General features: G+C 34.5%; 17 protein-coding genes, 1 tRNA gene and 1 riboswitch. Of the genes, 14 read left to right on the forward strand and 4 right to left on the reverse strand.

Annotated elements, in window-relative coordinates:
- Positions 1 to 180 precede the first annotated feature (180 nt).
- Together OEV98_RS14100 and thiT are read left to right on the forward strand one after the other, a co-directional pair.
- Positions 181 to 1593, forward strand: coding sequence for a S1C family serine protease (locus OEV98_RS14100; protein ID WP_263073998.1), 1413 nt, complete (start codon positions 181 to 183; stop codon positions 1591 to 1593).
- A gap of 226 nt (positions 1594 to 1819) precedes the next feature.
- A riboswitch (TPP riboswitch) is annotated at positions 1820 to 1943 on the forward strand.
- A gap of 64 nt (positions 1944 to 2007) precedes the next feature.
- Positions 2008 to 2586: an energy-coupled thiamine transporter ThiT gene (thiT, locus tag OEV98_RS14105; protein WP_263073999.1), complete on the forward strand. Its 579-nt coding sequence runs from the start codon at positions 2008 to 2010 to the stop codon at positions 2584 to 2586.
- 99 nt (positions 2587 to 2685) lie between these two features.
- Here thiT and OEV98_RS14110 read toward each other — a convergent pair whose 3' ends face one another.
- On the reverse strand, positions 2686 to 3558 hold the full coding sequence (locus OEV98_RS14110; RefSeq protein WP_263074000.1) for a Cof-type HAD-IIB family hydrolase: 873 nt from the start codon (positions 3556 to 3558) through the stop codon (positions 2686 to 2688).
- A gap of 275 nt (positions 3559 to 3833) precedes the next feature.
- Here OEV98_RS14110 and OEV98_RS14115 point away from each other — a divergent pair, with 275 nt between their 5' ends.
- The gene (locus OEV98_RS14115; RefSeq protein ID WP_263074001.1) at positions 3834 to 4541 is read left to right on the forward strand and encodes a hypothetical protein; all 708 of its coding nucleotides are present in this window, start codon (positions 3834 to 3836) and stop codon (positions 4539 to 4541) included.
- A 49-nt stretch (positions 4542 to 4590) separates the two neighbouring features.
- Here OEV98_RS14115 and OEV98_RS14120 read toward each other — a convergent pair whose 3' ends face one another.
- Entirely contained in the window at positions 4591 to 5964 is a 1374-nt protein-coding gene (locus tag OEV98_RS14120) for a dipeptidase (RefSeq protein ID WP_263074002.1), read from the reverse strand.
- A gap of 255 nt (positions 5965 to 6219) precedes the next feature.
- On the opposite strand from OEV98_RS14120, the gene OEV98_RS14125 reads away from it, so the two are divergent.
- Both OEV98_RS14125 and OEV98_RS14130 read left to right on the forward strand, forming a co-directional pair.
- Entirely contained in the window at positions 6220 to 6870 is a 651-nt protein-coding gene (locus OEV98_RS14125) for a histidine phosphatase family protein (protein WP_263074003.1), read from the forward strand.
- A gap of 215 nt (positions 6871 to 7085) precedes the next feature.
- Positions 7086 to 7697, forward strand: a complete 612-nt coding sequence (locus tag OEV98_RS14130; RefSeq protein WP_263074004.1) for a DUF4352 domain-containing protein — start codon at positions 7086 to 7088, stop codon at positions 7695 to 7697.
- A 58-nt stretch (positions 7698 to 7755) separates the two neighbouring features.
- Here the strand turns inward: OEV98_RS14130 and OEV98_RS14135 are convergent, their stop codons facing one another.
- Together OEV98_RS14135 and OEV98_RS14140 are read right to left on the reverse strand one after the other, a co-directional pair.
- Entirely contained in the window at positions 7756 to 8127 is a 372-nt protein-coding gene (locus tag OEV98_RS14135; RefSeq protein ID WP_263074005.1) for an Hsp20/alpha crystallin family protein, read from the reverse strand.
- 146 nt (positions 8128 to 8273) lie between these two features.
- Positions 8274 to 8420, reverse strand: coding sequence for a small acid-soluble spore protein P (locus OEV98_RS14140; protein ID WP_263074006.1), 147 nt, complete (start codon positions 8418 to 8420; stop codon positions 8274 to 8276).
- Positions 8421 to 8546: 126 nt separating this feature from the next.
- Here OEV98_RS14140 and OEV98_RS14145 point away from each other — a divergent pair, with 126 nt between their 5' ends.
- From OEV98_RS14145 to OEV98_RS14185, 9 genes are all read left to right on the forward strand, one after another.
- Positions 8547 to 8792: a hypothetical protein gene (locus OEV98_RS14145; RefSeq protein ID WP_263074007.1), complete on the forward strand. Its 246-nt coding sequence runs from the start codon at positions 8547 to 8549 to the stop codon at positions 8790 to 8792.
- A gap of 162 nt (positions 8793 to 8954) precedes the next feature.
- Entirely contained in the window at positions 8955 to 9596 is a 642-nt protein-coding gene (locus tag OEV98_RS14150) for a GTP pyrophosphokinase (protein ID WP_263074008.1), read from the forward strand.
- A gap of 113 nt (positions 9597 to 9709) precedes the next feature.
- Positions 9710 to 9782: transfer RNA gene (locus OEV98_RS14155), tRNA-Lys, on the forward strand.
- A gap of 228 nt (positions 9783 to 10010) precedes the next feature.
- Positions 10011 to 12740: an aconitate hydratase AcnA gene (acnA, locus tag OEV98_RS14160; protein WP_263074009.1), complete on the forward strand. Its 2730-nt coding sequence runs from the start codon at positions 10011 to 10013 to the stop codon at positions 12738 to 12740.
- A 165-nt stretch (positions 12741 to 12905) separates the two neighbouring features.
- Complete coding sequence (locus tag OEV98_RS14165; protein WP_263074010.1) at positions 12906 to 13040, forward strand: FbpB family small basic protein; 135 nt, start codon at positions 12906 to 12908, stop codon at positions 13038 to 13040.
- 95 nt (positions 13041 to 13135) lie between these two features.
- Positions 13136 to 13279 (forward strand): acid-soluble spore protein N, encoded by a 144-nt coding sequence (locus OEV98_RS14170; RefSeq protein WP_263074011.1) that lies wholly within the window; start codon positions 13136 to 13138, stop codon positions 13277 to 13279.
- Between the two features lie 204 nt (positions 13280 to 13483).
- Entirely contained in the window at positions 13484 to 13705 is a 222-nt protein-coding gene (tlp, locus tag OEV98_RS14175; RefSeq protein ID WP_263074012.1) for a small acid-soluble spore protein Tlp, read from the forward strand.
- A 127-nt stretch (positions 13706 to 13832) separates the two neighbouring features.
- Positions 13833 to 14222 carry a thiol-disulfide oxidoreductase DCC family protein gene (locus OEV98_RS14180; RefSeq protein WP_263074013.1) on the forward strand — a complete coding sequence of 130 codons (390 nt, stop codon included), beginning with the start codon at positions 13833 to 13835 and terminating at the stop codon, positions 14220 to 14222.
- 145 nt (positions 14223 to 14367) lie between these two features.
- Positions 14368 to 16695, forward strand: coding sequence for an AAA family ATPase (locus OEV98_RS14185; protein ID WP_263074014.1), 2328 nt, complete (start codon positions 14368 to 14370; stop codon positions 16693 to 16695).
- The last annotated feature ends 1 nt before the right edge of the window (position 16696 follow it).

Below are 16696 nucleotides of genomic sequence, written 5' to 3' on the forward strand. Positions count from 1 at the left end.
TCTGTCATAAGGATCTCTTTATTTGTATGTATTTGGTAAATTTCGGTCAAAAATAATTATGAAGTATTCATGACTTTATAACAAAAAACGTTCATTTAATACTTTTTTCTTGTTCTATTCATAATTTGTTCATAATTTTTTCCTATACTATTTTTGAAAGAAAAAGAGGGGTTGATGAACATGGAAGATAAACATTCAAAGGACCTTTCCAATGAATTAGAAAAAGACAATCAAGGAGCGGTAAATCCGTTACTTGATGATGAAAAAATAAACGATACGCCTGAAATAGGCAATAATTCTAATGACACGGAAGGTCCAGAGCAAACGGAAAATAACACAATCAATTTTGCTGAAATTGCCGATTCCGTCAATAAGGAGCAAAATCGCGATGAACAGACAAAGCAATCCAATAAAAATAGAAAAACAGCAAAAGGTTTTGTGAAGGGCATAGCTGCAAATGTTTCAGTAAGTGTCATAAGTTCATTATTAACGGTGTCACTAGTATCCTACTATGGTATACCATTTGCAGGTGGAGAGGATGTTTCTCATGCAAAGGAATTAGAGCAAGGGAATACAGCTACTCCAGCAAATACCGCAGTATATACTAGCTCGAATTTTAATGGAACATCTGAGGCGACAATTGCCGATATTGCAGAGGAACTAGCACCAACAATTGTCGGTGTAGTGAATATGCAAAAGATGCAAAATCAGTTTAATTTACAATCACAAAATGTGCAGTCAGGTTCAGGTTCTGGGGTTATTTTTAAAAAGGATGACAAATATGCGTATATTCTTACCAATAATCATGTTATTGAAAATGCTAACGAGGTGGAAATTTCCTTATATAGTGGAGAGACGACAAAGGCTGAAATTGTCGGAGCTGATGCATTGACCGATTTAGCAGTATTAAAAATTGATCAAAAATACGCAGATAAAGTTGCTTCCTTTGGAGATTCCTCAAAACTAAGACCTGGGGATGAAGTAATTGCTATCGGGAATCCACTAGGTTTGGATTTTTCACGCACCGTCACCCAAGGGATTATTAGTGCTTTAGATCGTAGTATATCTGTTTCCACTTCTGCTGGAGAATGGGAATTATCTGTAATTCAAACAGATGCTGCAATAAACCCTGGAAATAGCGGTGGAGCATTAATCAATAGTAATGGAGAAGTAATTGGTATTAATAGCTTGAAAATTTCAGAAGAGGGTGTGGAAGGTTTAGGCTTTGCAATCCCTAGTAATGATGCCATTCCAATTGCAGAGGAATTAATGGCAAATGGTGAAGTAAAACGCGCATATATTGGCGTTCAATTGTATAATATGAGCGATATAGTCCAATTTTATCGTCAAAGCATGTTTGGATCATTAACAGAAGGTATTGTAATTGCAGGAGTGGAGGATGGATCTCCTGCAGCAAAGGCGGGACTGGAAGTAAATGATGTAATCGTCGCTGTTGATGGACAAAAAATTAGTAATGCCACTGAATTTAAGCAATACTTGTATAAAAATATTAAACCAGGAGATTCTCTGAAAGTAGAATTTTATCGTAACGGGAAAAAGCAAACTGCTACAATAAAAACAGCAGCAAATTAAAAGAACCAATAAGAGGGAAATGAACTAGATAGGTTTAAAATAAAAAGAAAACAGAAAGTATTGTTAAAGGGAGTGGGAAACCACTCCCTTTGTAAATTATAAAGGTTAACCAAGTCGGTATTACAAAAATCATTTATCCAAAAACTCAAGTCTAGCAAAATAGTAATATAAAATGCTTTTCATTTTGTGTTGTATATACTATAATGTTCATTGACAATTGAATCGGCGTTTCCACAGGGGGAGCATTAGCTGAGAGTGAATCGATGGTTGCATAAAAAGCAACTTATTGATTCTGACCCTTTGAACCTGTTTAGTTAACACTAGCGTAGGGATTGTGGAAAAGGCAACTATTTTGGGTTGTCTTCTTCTCCTATGGAACGTTTGATTACAAAACACTACATAGGAGGTTTTTTTATGCGCAAAATGAAGTTACAAACGATGATTGAAGTAGCCATTATGGCTGCACTGGCATTAATCCTTGATTTATTGCCATCTATTGATCTAGGACCATGGATATCCATATCATTTGCTATGGTACCGGTATTTTTAGTTGCTTTTCGGTGGGGATTTGTTCCTGCATTCGTTTCAGGATTAATTTGGGGATTATTACAAGTTGTTATAGGTGATTTTTATTTTCTCAGTGTTATCCAATTTTTAATGGAATACTTTCTTGCGTTTGCTTTAATTGGGTTTGCAGGCTTTTTTATGCCGGTTATCCAGAAAATGTTTAAAGAACGTCGAATAATAAAAGGAATTATTTATGTAATTATTGCAACATTTGTCGGTAGTGTTGCACGATATTTTATTCACTATATTGCTGGTATTGTATTTTGGGGAAGTGAAGCACCAGAAGGGCAACCCGCTTGGCTATATTCCTTAATAGTAAATGGTACTGCTGCACTAGGCTCTTTCCTATTTTGTGCTGTAGTATTATCTTTACTACTTTCTGTCGCACCACGTCTTTTAACTGCCAACATAAATGCTAAAAGATAATAATATACGATAAAACCCGAATCACTATGATTCGGGTTTTATCGTACAATATTTGCTATCGTAGCTGCTATTGATTCACTTACTTTACAAATGGAGAGATTAGCTTTCCTTATTCATTTCTATAACTTTGTAAACTGCTTCAGCAAAACCGTTGTCTACATTAGTAGCAGTAACATAGTGACAAAGTGCTTTAATATCATCAGGTGCATTGCCCATTGCTACAGCAAATCCAGCTTTTTGGAGCATTGATACATCATTGTAGCTATCTCCAATTGCCATTGTTTCTGCTAATTGTATTCCATTAGAGGTTACAAATCGTTCAACCGCTAATCCCTTTTGGGCATGAATACTATTAATTTCTAGATTTTCAAATCCGGAAGAGCTTACCGCAATATCATGAACATTTTTTAAATTGTTTTCAATAGTGGTTAGCTTTTCTTTATCCGTAGAAAATGCAAGAACTTTATAAAATTCAATTGCTTCTCTTTCTAAAATTGTATTGTAATGGTCGATAAATTGAATATTAGAGTTGACAAAGCGTTTTTTTACACCAGTAAGTACTTCTTCGTAGTCGGTAAATTTACCGCTACTAAAAATAATATCAGCAATTGTACTTAATGCTTTATCCATATCTGTTGAAAATTGCCCTTCACTAGTATATAACTCATAATAACAATCTGCTGCGTCTAAAATAGACATAATTTCTTTATATGTATGATGTGGTATACCGACAGATGACAATACTTCCCCTTTATTAGTATAGGTTTGCGCTCCATTCATACAAATTATAGGCATGTTTAAGCTTGCTTCATTTACAGGGAAGCTCGCGCCATCAAAAGACCTTCCAGTAGAAATCACTACTGTAATTCCTGCTTCTTGCGCAGCTAAAATAGCTTTTTTATTTTCTTCGCTAATCGTTTGATCTGCACCAAGTAATGTGCCATCCATATCAGTTGCGATGCATTTTATCAATGATATTCACCCCATATTCTGTAACCTTTTCATTATTGAAATTGTTACCTATTGATCATTCTTCTTTATTTTACCTGACATTTCACATAAGAACAAAGGTTTTCTTTTTCAATTTAGAAAAAATACAGTCGTTTTTAAATTAATGGTTATGATTGAAGGGCAGGCATTTCGCGGCAAAGCTCCAAATTTTTATAAAACCTTCTCCATTTTTTTACATAAATCATAGTAAAATTGGGATGATAGGAGTGAATACATATTAAATGGAGGCTGAACTTATGAGTAGTTTAGAATGGTTTACACGATTGGAGAACGCAATTCGCATAAGTTTACCAGAGATTAGTTCAGAATTTGATGAGTTTGGCATTCATTTTGAAACTAATACAACGGAAATCCATCCAACGTTTTCTTTTTATATGGATACTGGTGAATATATTCATGAATTTTGTGTGATCCAATTCGATCCTGTTAATCAAGAATTTTATGCTTATCATTATAATGAGGAAGTAGAGCTAGATTCTAAAGTATTATTTAATGAATTGGATGAAATGCTGCAATTTATTTATGATTCTTGTGTAGAATTTTTAGAAGACTTTTATGAGGATGGAGACACTGAATTTGATGAAGAGCTGTTTCTTTTAAACGATGATAACGAACCATATGAGGAAACGCTTGATGATGGTACTGATTTAGCTTATGAATTAGCAGAAGAGGACCCAGAAATTGAATGGATCTCCAATGATAAGCATATTCATATTGAAAATAATCATTTTGACGACGAAACGCAATTTATGATCCATCTGAAAATGGGAGTGGATCTTCAATCAGGTGATGCTATTTTGTATCGGAATGTAATTACAAAATCAGCGGATGGGGAAACGGAGGCAACGAACTATTTTTCCTTTACGCTTGATGAAGCAGCATATATAAGTGACTTACTTGATGATTATGTGACTTATCATAACAGGGAAGATATAGATGAATGAACGTTAGTAAAAAACAGCCCTTTCACTAGAAGGGCTGTTTCCCTGTTTATTATAGACTATTTGCTAAATCAAGCCAATAGTGACAAAGTGTAAGCATACCTTTGTCAAAGTTCTCGAGATGAAAATGCTCATTTGGTGCATGGACATTTTCGTTTGGTAATGCAAAGCCCATTAATACGACAGGTGTATTTAATAGCTCATGGAATGTTGCGACGATTGGAATGGAGCCGCCGCTTCTTGTATAAGAGACAGGGACACCATAAACTTTTTCATATGCTTTTCCTGCTACTTGAATAGCTGGATGATCTAAAGGTGTGATGAAAGGTGCGCCTTTATCAAAAGGAGTTATAGTGACGTTTACTCCTTTTGGTTTATTATTTTCAATATGTTTGACAAGCTTTTCATAAATTTCTTCAGGATCTTGATCTGGTACTAGGCGACAAGTGATTTTCGCAGTTGCTTTATTTGGAAGTACCGTTTTTATCCCTTCCCCTTGGAAGCCGCTGTACACACCATTAATTTCAAGTGTCGGACGTACCCATGTACGTTCATTAAAGGTGAAGCCTTCTTCCCCAAACAATTCAGGAACACCTAATTCCTTGCGGATAGCTTCTTCATCAGTATGTAAATCGGCAAATGCCTTTTTCTCTTCATCGGTAATGGCACGCACATTTTCATAGAAGCCATCCACTAATATTTTCCCATGTTTATCATGGAAGGAAGCTAATACTTCAATAAGTGCATGTGCTGGATTTTGCACGCCACCTCCATATGCACCAGAATGTAAATCGGAGTTCGCACCTTGAATATCAATTTGTAATCCAGTTAAACCGCGTAGTCCATAACAAATGGTTGGTTTACCTTTATCCATCATTCCAGTGTCGGAAATAACGAGTAGGTCAGCCTTCAAGAGATCGTGATTTTCTTCTATAAATAGTGGGAGATTTGGACTGCCGACCTCTTCTTCACCTTCAAAGATAAATTTCACATTGACTGGAAGTGAACCGTTTGTTTGGAAAAGTGCTTCAATTGCTTTTATATGCATGAATACTTGTCCTTTATCATCACTTGATCCACGGGCATAAATTTTTTCATCCTTAATTGTTGGTTCAAAGGGTGGTGTATCCCAAAGGTTTAGCGGGTCTACGGGTTGGACATCATAATGTCCATATACTAATACAGTTGGTTTTCCTTCGGCATGGAGCCAGTCGCCATATACTACTGGATGTCCTTTCGTTTCCATCACTGCCACATTTTCAATACCGATTCTTTGAAGCTCATTTGCTAGCCAGCTAGCTGCATGACGAACATCATCTTTATGTTCAGATAACGCACTGATACTCGGTATTTGTAATAATTCCACTAATTGTTGTAAATGGTTTTCCCGATTTTTTTGTAAATAATCTTGAAATGCTTGTCCCATTTTCTTACCTCCTTTATTAGTAAAAATATGTACGTAATTTTCTTACATATTATTTTTGATTTTACCGCAATGCATTAGAAATATCTAGTAACTATTTTGCGTGTCTAAATATTTTTTACATCTGAGAATTGGGTTAGTTTACTAAATATAGAAGTTTTTCCCTAACGAGTTAATATGATAAAATGTAAAAGAAAGTAATTGTAAAACACTTCACATATTATCGTGATGTTTTTTGGAGAATTAAGGAGAGTAGAAATGATTCGTTTATATATTGTAAGACATGGGAAAACACAGTGGAATACGGAAAGTAGAATGCAGGGGTGGAAAGATACATCTTTAGTTGAAGAAGGAATTCATTTAGCACAATTACTTGGGAGGAGATTAGCTACAATCGATTTTACCGCGGTTTATACAAGTCCAAGTGGACGCACGCTCCAAACGACAGAGCTTCTTTTAAACGGACGCAACATTCCAGTAAATAAAGAACCATTACTCCGTGAAATGTCCTTTGGGATGTGGGAAGGTAAGAAAAAGGAAACAATAAGAAAGCAATTTTCCGATGAATACGAGATGTTTTGGAATAAGCCTCATTTATATAAAGCGAAAACTGGAGAAAATTATTTGGATGTTCAGAAACGCGGGTTGTTGGGATTGAAATCAATTGTTATGAAACATAGTGACGGAGACAATGTATTAATTGTATCCCACTGCATTATGATCAAAAGTTTAATATATTCTATGAAAAAGGAGGCTATAGATGAATTTTTCTGGGGAAAATATTCGGTTCCTAATGGTAGTTTAACAGTTGCAGAATTTCATGAAGGAGAATTCTCTCTTTCATTCATTGGCGATACTAATTATAGCAAACTAGATGAAAATATTATTTGTCGTAATAAGAATGATTAGATCGAAGATTAGCTAATTCATCAAGATATATTCTCGTGTTAGTGTCGCTAGAAATTTATATTAAAATGAAGATTTCAGTAAAATTTTCCAAAATGCTAGAGTTCTAGTGTGGAAAAAATTAAACTTTTAAAATATTTATATATTGAAAATCTTTACATATGAGGAAATTTGTCATAAAATGTTTTTAGGAATCAGACGAAAACAGGAGGATAGATATGAAATATCGAATTAGAGCCATTTTCGTCTCATTATTAGTAATATCTCTTTTAACTGGTTGCAGTTTTGCAAGTACATCAAATGTTGCTATAGAAAAATCAGTACAATTAGATAATAATAATGATGAAAATACCGATAAAGAGAACAACGATGGAAATGGTAAGGGTAATGAAAATAGCAGTGAAGTAAATACTCTAGCATCAATTGCAGTTGCAGATATTTCACAAAGCAGTTTAGCAATCGGAGAAGAACAAGATGTCAATGGTCTCACCATAAAAGTGACAAATATTAGAGAAATTGCGGATGACTACATAAAAGCAAGTAAGGATAAGTTTATTGGTGTAGAAGTAGAAATTACCAATAATCGGGAGGAAGCGATTGAAATTACAAGCTTACCCCAATTATCATTAATTGCCGCAGACGCAAAACAAGATATTGCATTGATAGATACAAAAGGAACTGTCGATCAAACAATTTCTCCAGGAAAATCGATCGTAGGTGAAATTGCTTTTGATAGTGTCACTTCTGACCAGTACATATTTATGTTTGCTGAATCTAAGGATGCTAACATATTGTCATGGTCTTTTACTGATGAGGATATAAAAAAATAATAAAAGCATGCAAAGACGCGAAGAGCCAATCTCTTGCGTCTTTTTTCTAATTTATAGGCTACTCCTTGTTCTGGTGTTTCCATATTTTTATTTCTAAAATATCATGTTCAAATGTTGCTTCTGTTTGTAAATGGGATATATTCATTGGAAAATATACAGTTCTTGTTTTAATTTGTGAACCATGGGGTGGTTGAATATCAAAAAGCTTGACTTTAATTTGGAGTTCGTTGGCGGAAATTTTTATATCGATGTTTTCCTTTTGTATGGAAGGTAATAGTGCCTCCACAATAAATGCTGTTTCAGAATCATACAAATCAATTCTGAAAATCGTTTCATCTAAGTAAGAAATGTAAGGATCGAGGAAAAAGGTATCCAGCCATTCCTCCATTTCTTTTGATTCAAATGGTTTTTGCTCATTCTTTGTATCCATAACAGGCCCCCCAATGCAGTACTAGAGGTTAGAGATGTTTCGTGCATTAAAAGGAAAGAAATAGCGCTATTATTTAATAGTACGCTACATTTGTAAAAAAAGTGATGACTTTTTGTAAATTTTCATTTATTTCTTTCCATTCACACTTACATATCGTGTCCTGGATTGTGGTTTTGACGAGAATGGTTATGATTTTTTACCTTTTTTGATCCACTTAATGGTTCTGGTTGGGTTCCATGCTCACCTTTGTCCCCGTTTTTTCGAATAGATCTAGCATCATTTTTATTAACCATACATATCTCACCTTCCTATTTCATTTTTTCCATTGGAAGACCTGTTATTAAATAGGATAAGCGGAATATGAGAAGATATCCGAATAAAAATTTTCCTACTGTAAAGCCTAATGAAGGGGTGAAAAAATGCCACAGCATAAAAATAAACAACAAGCATTTCAAGCAGCACAACAAGGTTACGCACAAGCTAAGGAAGTGTACGAAAGCTTAGATTCTAATTCTTCAGAATATGGACATTATAAGAAACGCTTAGCTCAAGAGGTAAATGAAGCTGAACAACAAATAGAGAATGCATTAGAAGTATCCAGTGAACATCAAGCAAAGCAACTGGAGCAATATAGAAATGAGCTGGAGGAAATGAAACAAGAATAAATTGCTAGTACTTCTTTATTCGTTGACTACTTCGTTTTGGAGTAGTCGTTTTTATTTGAGCGGGACAGTTCATAAGTTGTTAACAAATTTACCACCAATTGTTAATAATTTTCCGATATACTAAGGTACAGATAGTGTAATGCATTTAAAGGAGATAGAAAAATGGTTCAGGCAGAAATTGATTATAAAGGAATATTTGAAGAATGGAAGAATAGCTTCCTGGTATATAAATTTGCTTTAGATGAAGTAAATACAAAGCTAAAAATAATTCAAGAGGATTATCAATTTATTCATAATCATAATCCAATCGAGCATATAAAGTCCCGGATAAAATCCCCAGAAAGTATCATCAATAAATTACGGCGAAAAAATATTTCCCTTTCTATTGAAAATGCTATCAAGTATATTCATGATATTGCAGGAATAAGGGTAACATGTTCCTTTATTTCGGATATTTATCGGTTAGTAGACGTCATTAAGAAGCATGATGATATAAAGATTTTACAGGTGAAGGACTATATCAAAAATCCAAAACCAAACGGCTATCAAAGCTTACATTTACTGATTGAAATTCCAGTCTTTTTAACAACTAGAACACAGCCAGTAAAGGTGGAAATTCAAATTCGAACGATTGCCATGGATTTTTGGGCTAGCTTGGAGCATAAAATTTTTTACAAATTCGACAAGGATGTACCAAAATACTTAATTAATGAATTAAAAGAGGCAGCAGATGTTGCCCATCATCTAGATGTGAAAATGGAAAATCTGAAGGATGAAATGAATACGTATAAAATAAGTGATTAAAAATTTATTAGTAAAAGCCTTCTGTTACGTACAAAATAAAACTTACAAATTTTGTATAAAAAACTGTTGCATAGAAAAAAATATTATGCTAAAATAAATTTTGTCAGAAGGACGGGGTATTAGCTCAGTTGGTAGAGCAGCTGACTCTTAATCAGCGGGTCGCAGGTTCGAGCCCTGCATGCCCCATAAAAAATATAGAATACTAGAAAAAAGCAATCTCTATGGTAGAGGTTGCTTTTTTTATTATTATCGACAAATAGAAAGTTGATAAGTATAAATTATATTTAACGATAACATACTTATAATTTACTTAACTAATAAATTATATTAATATGAAATTAAGGGAAAAGTTAGACTAGGGTAAGAATGTATAACTTTTCAAACTTTACGCATCTTAAGGGGGTAAAATACGTTATGACAAACAATCATTTATATGATGCTAAAAAATCTTTTGAACTTAACGGTAAGCGATATCATTACTATCGTCTAAAATCCATTGAGGATGCCGGTGTAGCTACGATTTCGAAACTTCCATACTCTATTAAAGTACTATTGGAATCAGTATTACGACAAGTGGACGGAAGAGTAATTACAAAAGAACATGTAGATAATTTAGCAAAATGGGGATCTGAGGAAGTAAAAGATGCAGAAGTTCCATTTAAACCATCTCGGGTAATTTTACAAGACTTTACCGGTGTGCCAGCTGTAGTTGATTTAGCTTCTTTACGAAAAGCAATGGCAGACTTAGGTGGAGATGCTGATCAAATTAATCCGGAAATTCCTGTAGATCTTGTAATCGACCACTCTGTACAAGTAGATCGCTATGGATCACCAGATGCCCTTCGTTTAAACATGGACTTTGAATTTAAGCGGAATACAGAACGTTATCAATTTTTAAGCTGGGCACAAAAAGCATTTGATAATTATCGTGCAGTTCCTCCTGCTACAGGGATTGTACACCAAGTAAACTTGGAATATTTAGCTAATGTAGTACATGCAATAGAAGCAGAAAATGGGGAATATGTTGCATTCCCTGATACTTTAGTTGGTACTGACTCTCATACGACAATGATTAATGGTATCGGAGTTTTAGGTTGGGGTGTTGGTGGTATTGAGGCGGAAGCAGGGATGCTAGGACAACCTTCATACTTCCCAATTCCAGAAGTAATCGGGGTAAAATTAACTGGCCAATTACCAAACGGTGCAACTGCAACAGATCTTGCATTAAAGGTAACCCAAATCCTTCGTCAAAAAGGTGTTGTTGGTAAATTTGTTGAGTTCTTTGGTCCAGGGGTATCAACATTACCACTAGCCGATCGTGCGACAATTGCAAATATGGCACCTGAATATGGTGCAACCTGCGGGTTTTTCCCAGTAGATAAAGAATCATTAGCATATTTGCGATTAACTGGACGTAGTGAAGAACAAATTCAATTAGTAGAAACATATTTACGAAATAATGACTTGTTCTTTACACCAGATAATGAGGACCCAATTTACACAGATGTTTTAGAATTAGATCTTTCAACTATAGAAGCAAATCTTTCTGGTCCAAAGCGTCCACAAGATTTAATTCCATTATCGCAAATGCAAAAAGCATTCCAAACTTCTTTAACAGCTCCTGCAGGAAATCAAGGATTTGGTTTAGAAGAACAGGAAATCGATAAAACGGTAACTGTTGCATTATCGGATGGTAGTGAAACAACAATGAAAACTGGAGCGGTTGCGATAGCTGCAATTACCAGTTGTACAAATACATCGAACCCATATGTTATGTTAGGTGCTGGATTAGTTGCGAAAAAAGCAGTAGAAAAAGGCTTAGATGTTCCGAAATACGTGAAAACTTCTCTTGCACCAGGATCCAAAGTTGTTACAGGATATTTACGAGATTCTGGCCTGCTACCATACCTTGAAGCAATCGGATTTAATCTTGTTGGTTACGGATGTACGACATGTATCGGTAACTCTGGTCCTTTAAAAGATGAATTTGAAAAAGCAATTTCTGAAAATGATTTACTCGTTACATCTGTTTTATCTGGTAATCGTAACTTTGAAGGTCGTATTCATCCACTAGTGAAGGCAAATTATTTAGCTTCTCCACCACTTGTAGTAGCATATGCTTTAGCTGGAACAGTGAATATTGATTTGCTAAATGATCCAATTGGTACTGATAAAGATGGTAATGATGTGTATTTAAATGATATATGGCCAACAACAGAAGAAGTTAATGAATATGTACAAAAAACAGTGACACCAGAACTTTTCCGTAAAGAATACGAAAGAGTATTTGATGATAATGAACGTTGGAATGAAATCAAAACAAGCAATGATCCGTTATATACTTGGGATGATTCTTCCACATATATCCAAAACCCACCATTCTTCGAAAATCTTTCACCAGATCCAGAAGAAGTAAAACCATTAGCTGGATTACGTATAGTTGGTAAATTTGGAGATTCTGTAACAACAGACCATATTTCTCCAGCTGGAGCAATTGGCAAAAATACACCTGCAGGTAAATATTTATTAGAAAATGGTGTAGAGCCACGTGATTTTAACTCTTATGGTTCTCGTCGTGGTAACCATGAAGTTATGATGCGTGGTACATTTGCAAACATTCGGATTCGCAATCAAATTGCACCGGGTACAGAAGGTGGTTACACTACTTACTGGCCAACAGGTGAAGTAATGTCGATTTATGATGCATGTATGAAATATAAAGAAAATGGAACTGGACTTGTAGTACTTGCAGGTCAAGATTACGGTATGGGTTCATCTCGTGACTGGGCTGCAAAAGGTACCAATTTATTAGGAATTAAAACAGTAATTGCTCAAAGCTTCGAGCGTATTCACCGCTCCAACCTTGTATTAATGGGAGTTCTTCCTTTACAATTTAAAGCAGGTGAAAGTGCGGAATCCCTTGGTTTAACAGGAAAAGAAGTAATCAATGTTCAAATTGATGAAAATGTTAAACCACGCGATTATGTGAAAGTTACAGCGCAAAAAGAGAATGGCGAAACAATCGAATTTGAAGCACTTGTACGTTTTGACTCTGAAGTAGAAATTGATTACTATCGCCATGGTGGCATTTTACAAATGGTGCTTCGCGATAAATTACAAACGAAAACAGTTACAAAAAATTAATGCGTTAGCATATAATCCCTGTGATAAAAGCACAGGGATTTTCTACGTTCTTTTATTTAAAACTATTAATCTTTATTAAACAAATAATTTTCAAAAATTTGTCATAATTTGTTTGGAAAATGTTCATAATAGTTGATATAATAAAATAAAGGAGCGTGAAATAGAATGAGAAAAAATAGAAAACGTTCATTTTCAGATTTAGTTAATGAAGCTAAATTAGAGATTTTAAAAAATCAAGATGAAATAGAAAAAATCGAACGCAAATTAGAAGAAAAGCGTGCAGAAAAAGTTAACAACTAATTCATTTTATAGATGATTTATTTATATAGCTGGTATTTATTGCTATTCATAGATCTTACTCACCTGTAAAAAATAGTGGGTGAGGAGGGATTCAAATGAGTAACCCTAAAAAGAATTTTAACCAATACCAACCTGACCATATTGGAATGCAACCGAGGGAAGCTGGGGGCAATAAAGGTAAGCAAATGCAAGATAAATCGGGTAAACATGCACAAGTAATACAAACAAAAGGTGAATAAATAAAGTACGCCCTAAATTGATTGATTATTCCATCTTTTAAAGATGAATCAATCATTTAGGGCTTTTCCATTCCGAATGATTACAAAATATAATTATTAAATATTTTTTGACTAATTAGCGATAGGAAATAGTTTCTAAAATACTTCCTGATTAAATTGACCAAAATACTGTTGTACCTATTTTAAATGAGGGGGTAGCGCGTAATGGCTTATAATCATCCGAAACCAGATGATCGTTCCGATAATGTTGAAAAACTACAAGAGATGATTCATAATACAATCGAAAACATGGAAGAAGCAGAAGAGTCCATGAATATGTCAAGCTCAGAGCAGCAAGAGCAAATAAATGCAAAAAACGAACGTCGTCGAGAAAGTATTGCAGGGATGAGAGAAGAAATCAAGGATGAGAACCACGCGAAACATTAATTAGGTACAATTGTAAAAAGGAGATCAGCAATGATCTCCTTTTTACTTTTCATTTAAGTGGATGAATTGTATAAAGGCAAAACATCCGATATTATTAAAATAGAATGAACGTTTAGGGGGGACTATAATGAACGGGATTATCCTTTTTGATGGAGAATGCAATTTGTGCGATAAAAGTGTTCAATTTATCATTAAACATGATCCACAGGCATATTTTCGTTTTGCATCCATTCAAAGTGAAATTGGCAAGAACCTATTAAGCAGCTATATGGTACCTGAAAATGTGAATAGCTTAATTCTAATAGAGGAAGATGGATTCTATCTGAAATCAAGTGCAGCATTAAGAATTTGTAAACATTTGAATGGTGTATGGAAAGTTTGGTATTTCCTTTTACTCATTCCAAAACCAATTAGAGATTCTTTCTATTCTATTATTGCAAACAATCGATTGAAATGGTTTGGTAAAACGGCAGCTTGTTTATTACCTTCTCCGGATATAAGCAAACGATTTTTATAATGATCATCTTTGCCTATTTTTCTTATAGTAGTTTTATTGTTAATACTTCATTTCCATCCCCGTAGCATAAAACAAACATTTCGACTTTATTCCTATTTTTATGTTAATATATTTTAATGAATATATAAGAAAGTGAACTGTGATAATGATGGAAAGTACAAAAAATAATACGTATCATAATCGTAATAGTGAGATAGATAGTATGTCGTTAGAGGATTTACTAGCATATCTCGTAAGTAATTATGTAGAGCTTCAAGAGAAAAATCCATCGAAACTCGCTACTCTTTTATCTACTTTTGCGAATAAGCTATCCGAAATTGGCATGAGAAATGAATTTGTGAAAATTTGGATGGAAAAAGTACTCGAATTAGATGCAACGAACCGAGAATCGATTCTTTATTTAACGGAGTATAATTGGCAAGAAAAAGCGAATATCCTTGATTCTTTAACATTCTCTGCAATTCGGGAATCGGATAATCGTTCGGCACGAAAAACAACGATTGGTCAATATAAACAAATTTGTCAGCAATTTCTACCTACAGCAGATGATACATTAGAAGAATTGCGTAGAGAAAACCAATTGCTACAAACGGTTTCGGAAACGAAGTTAATCCAAGCCTATAAACAAATAATCGAACTATTGGAAAACGTAATCGAAGAAATTACCCAGTTTGTCCGTTTATTAGATGATTATGAAGAATCAGCAAGTATGACGTTTTATAATACAAGCTACTTTGAAATGATTCAAAAAACGGTTTCTACTTTAAATGAATATAAAAAGCAGTGGAAAACCTATTTTGCTATTTCAACAGATGTACAATTAGTACAAGAAGAAAGTGCATTGCAGCAATTAGAAAATATGATTGGTTTAACAGAGGTTAAATCGCGAATCCAAGATTTTTATGCCTATTTAAAATACCAAAAGCAACGAAAACAGGTTGGTTTTCAAACGAAGGATGAATTAAGCTTAAATATGGTTTTATTAGGAAATCCAGGGACTGGTAAAACAACATTAGCTCGTCTTTTGGCAAAAATTTATTTTGAGCTTGGGGTATTACCGAGTGAAGAAGTAATTGAAACTAATCGTTCCCAGCTTGTTGGATCCTTCCAGGGACAGACAGAGGAAAATGTCCGAATGATTGTGGAAAAAGCATTAGGTGGAGTCCTTTTTATTGATGAAGCCTATAGTTTAAAGCGAGAAGGGCAGTCTGGAAATGATTATGGACAAACGGCTATCGATACACTTGTTTCTCTAATGAGTAGTAGCGAATATGGTGGGAAATTTTCTGTCATCCTTGCTGGCTACCCAGAGGAAATGCGTCAATTTTTAGATAGTAATCCTGGCTTAAGAAGTAGATTCCCAGCATCCAATATTATCGATTTACCAAATTACACTTTGGATGAGTTGATAAAAATTGGAGATATGATTGCAAAAAGTAATGACTTTTTGGTTACGAATAATGGGAAAAAGGAGCTCGCTTATTTAATCGAACAGGAACGAGTAGATTCTACCTTTGGAAATGCACGGACAGTTCATAATCTCATTATGCAGGCAATCTTTCAAAAAGGCACAAAGAATGATAAGCAACCAGATATTTTTTCTTATACAGTTTTAGATAAAGGTGATTTTCAAAAAACTAATTCAGAGCATTTAATTTCACAGACCCCGATGGAACAATTGAATCAATTAATAGGACTATCTGAAATTAAGGAAGCTGTTCAAACGTATATTTCATTTGTGAAAATGCAAGCATACCGACACGAGCATAATTTTCCACATGTTCCGATACAATTACATTCCGTTTTTACCGGAAATCCAGGGACCGGTAAAACTACTGTAGCCAAAATATATGCTGAGCTGTTAAAAGAATGCGGGATGCTGAAGCGGGGGCATTTAGTAGTTGCTGGCCGAGCTGATTTAATTGCTGGATATGTTGGTCAATCTGCTATTAAAACGAAAAAGAAAATCCGCGAGGCATTAGGTGGGGTTTTATTTATTGATGAGGCTTATGCATTATTTCGGGAAAACAGTAGTGATTATGGAAAAGAAGTAGTAGACACATTAGTAGAAGAGATGACAAAGCATGGGGAAAACTTAGTGGTAGTATTAGCAGGTTACCCAATGGAAATGGAAAGATTATTAGAAAGCAATCCTGGATTAAAATCCCGCTTTAAAAAGTTCTTCCATTTTCCAGATTATTCGGTTGAGGAACTTATTGCAATAATGATCCATTATGCGAACAAATATGCATATGAAATTGATGATAAAGCTATTCAATTTATTCAAAATGTGCTTGAAAAGCATCCCGTAAAAGGGAACGGTCGCTATGCAGAAAATATGATTCATGAAGCTCTTCAGCAACAGGCACTACGCTTAATGTCTAGTGATAATCCATACGACCAACATTCAGTTAATGTAATACAAATAGATGACATAAAAATGGCCTATGATATTTTAAAAAAGGGAGAGTAAA

Origin of the sequence: Perspicuibacillus lycopersici, from assembly GCF_025660475.1 — a bacterium.
GTDB lineage: Bacteria > Bacillota > Bacilli > Bacillales > Caldibacillaceae > Perspicuibacillus > Perspicuibacillus lycopersici.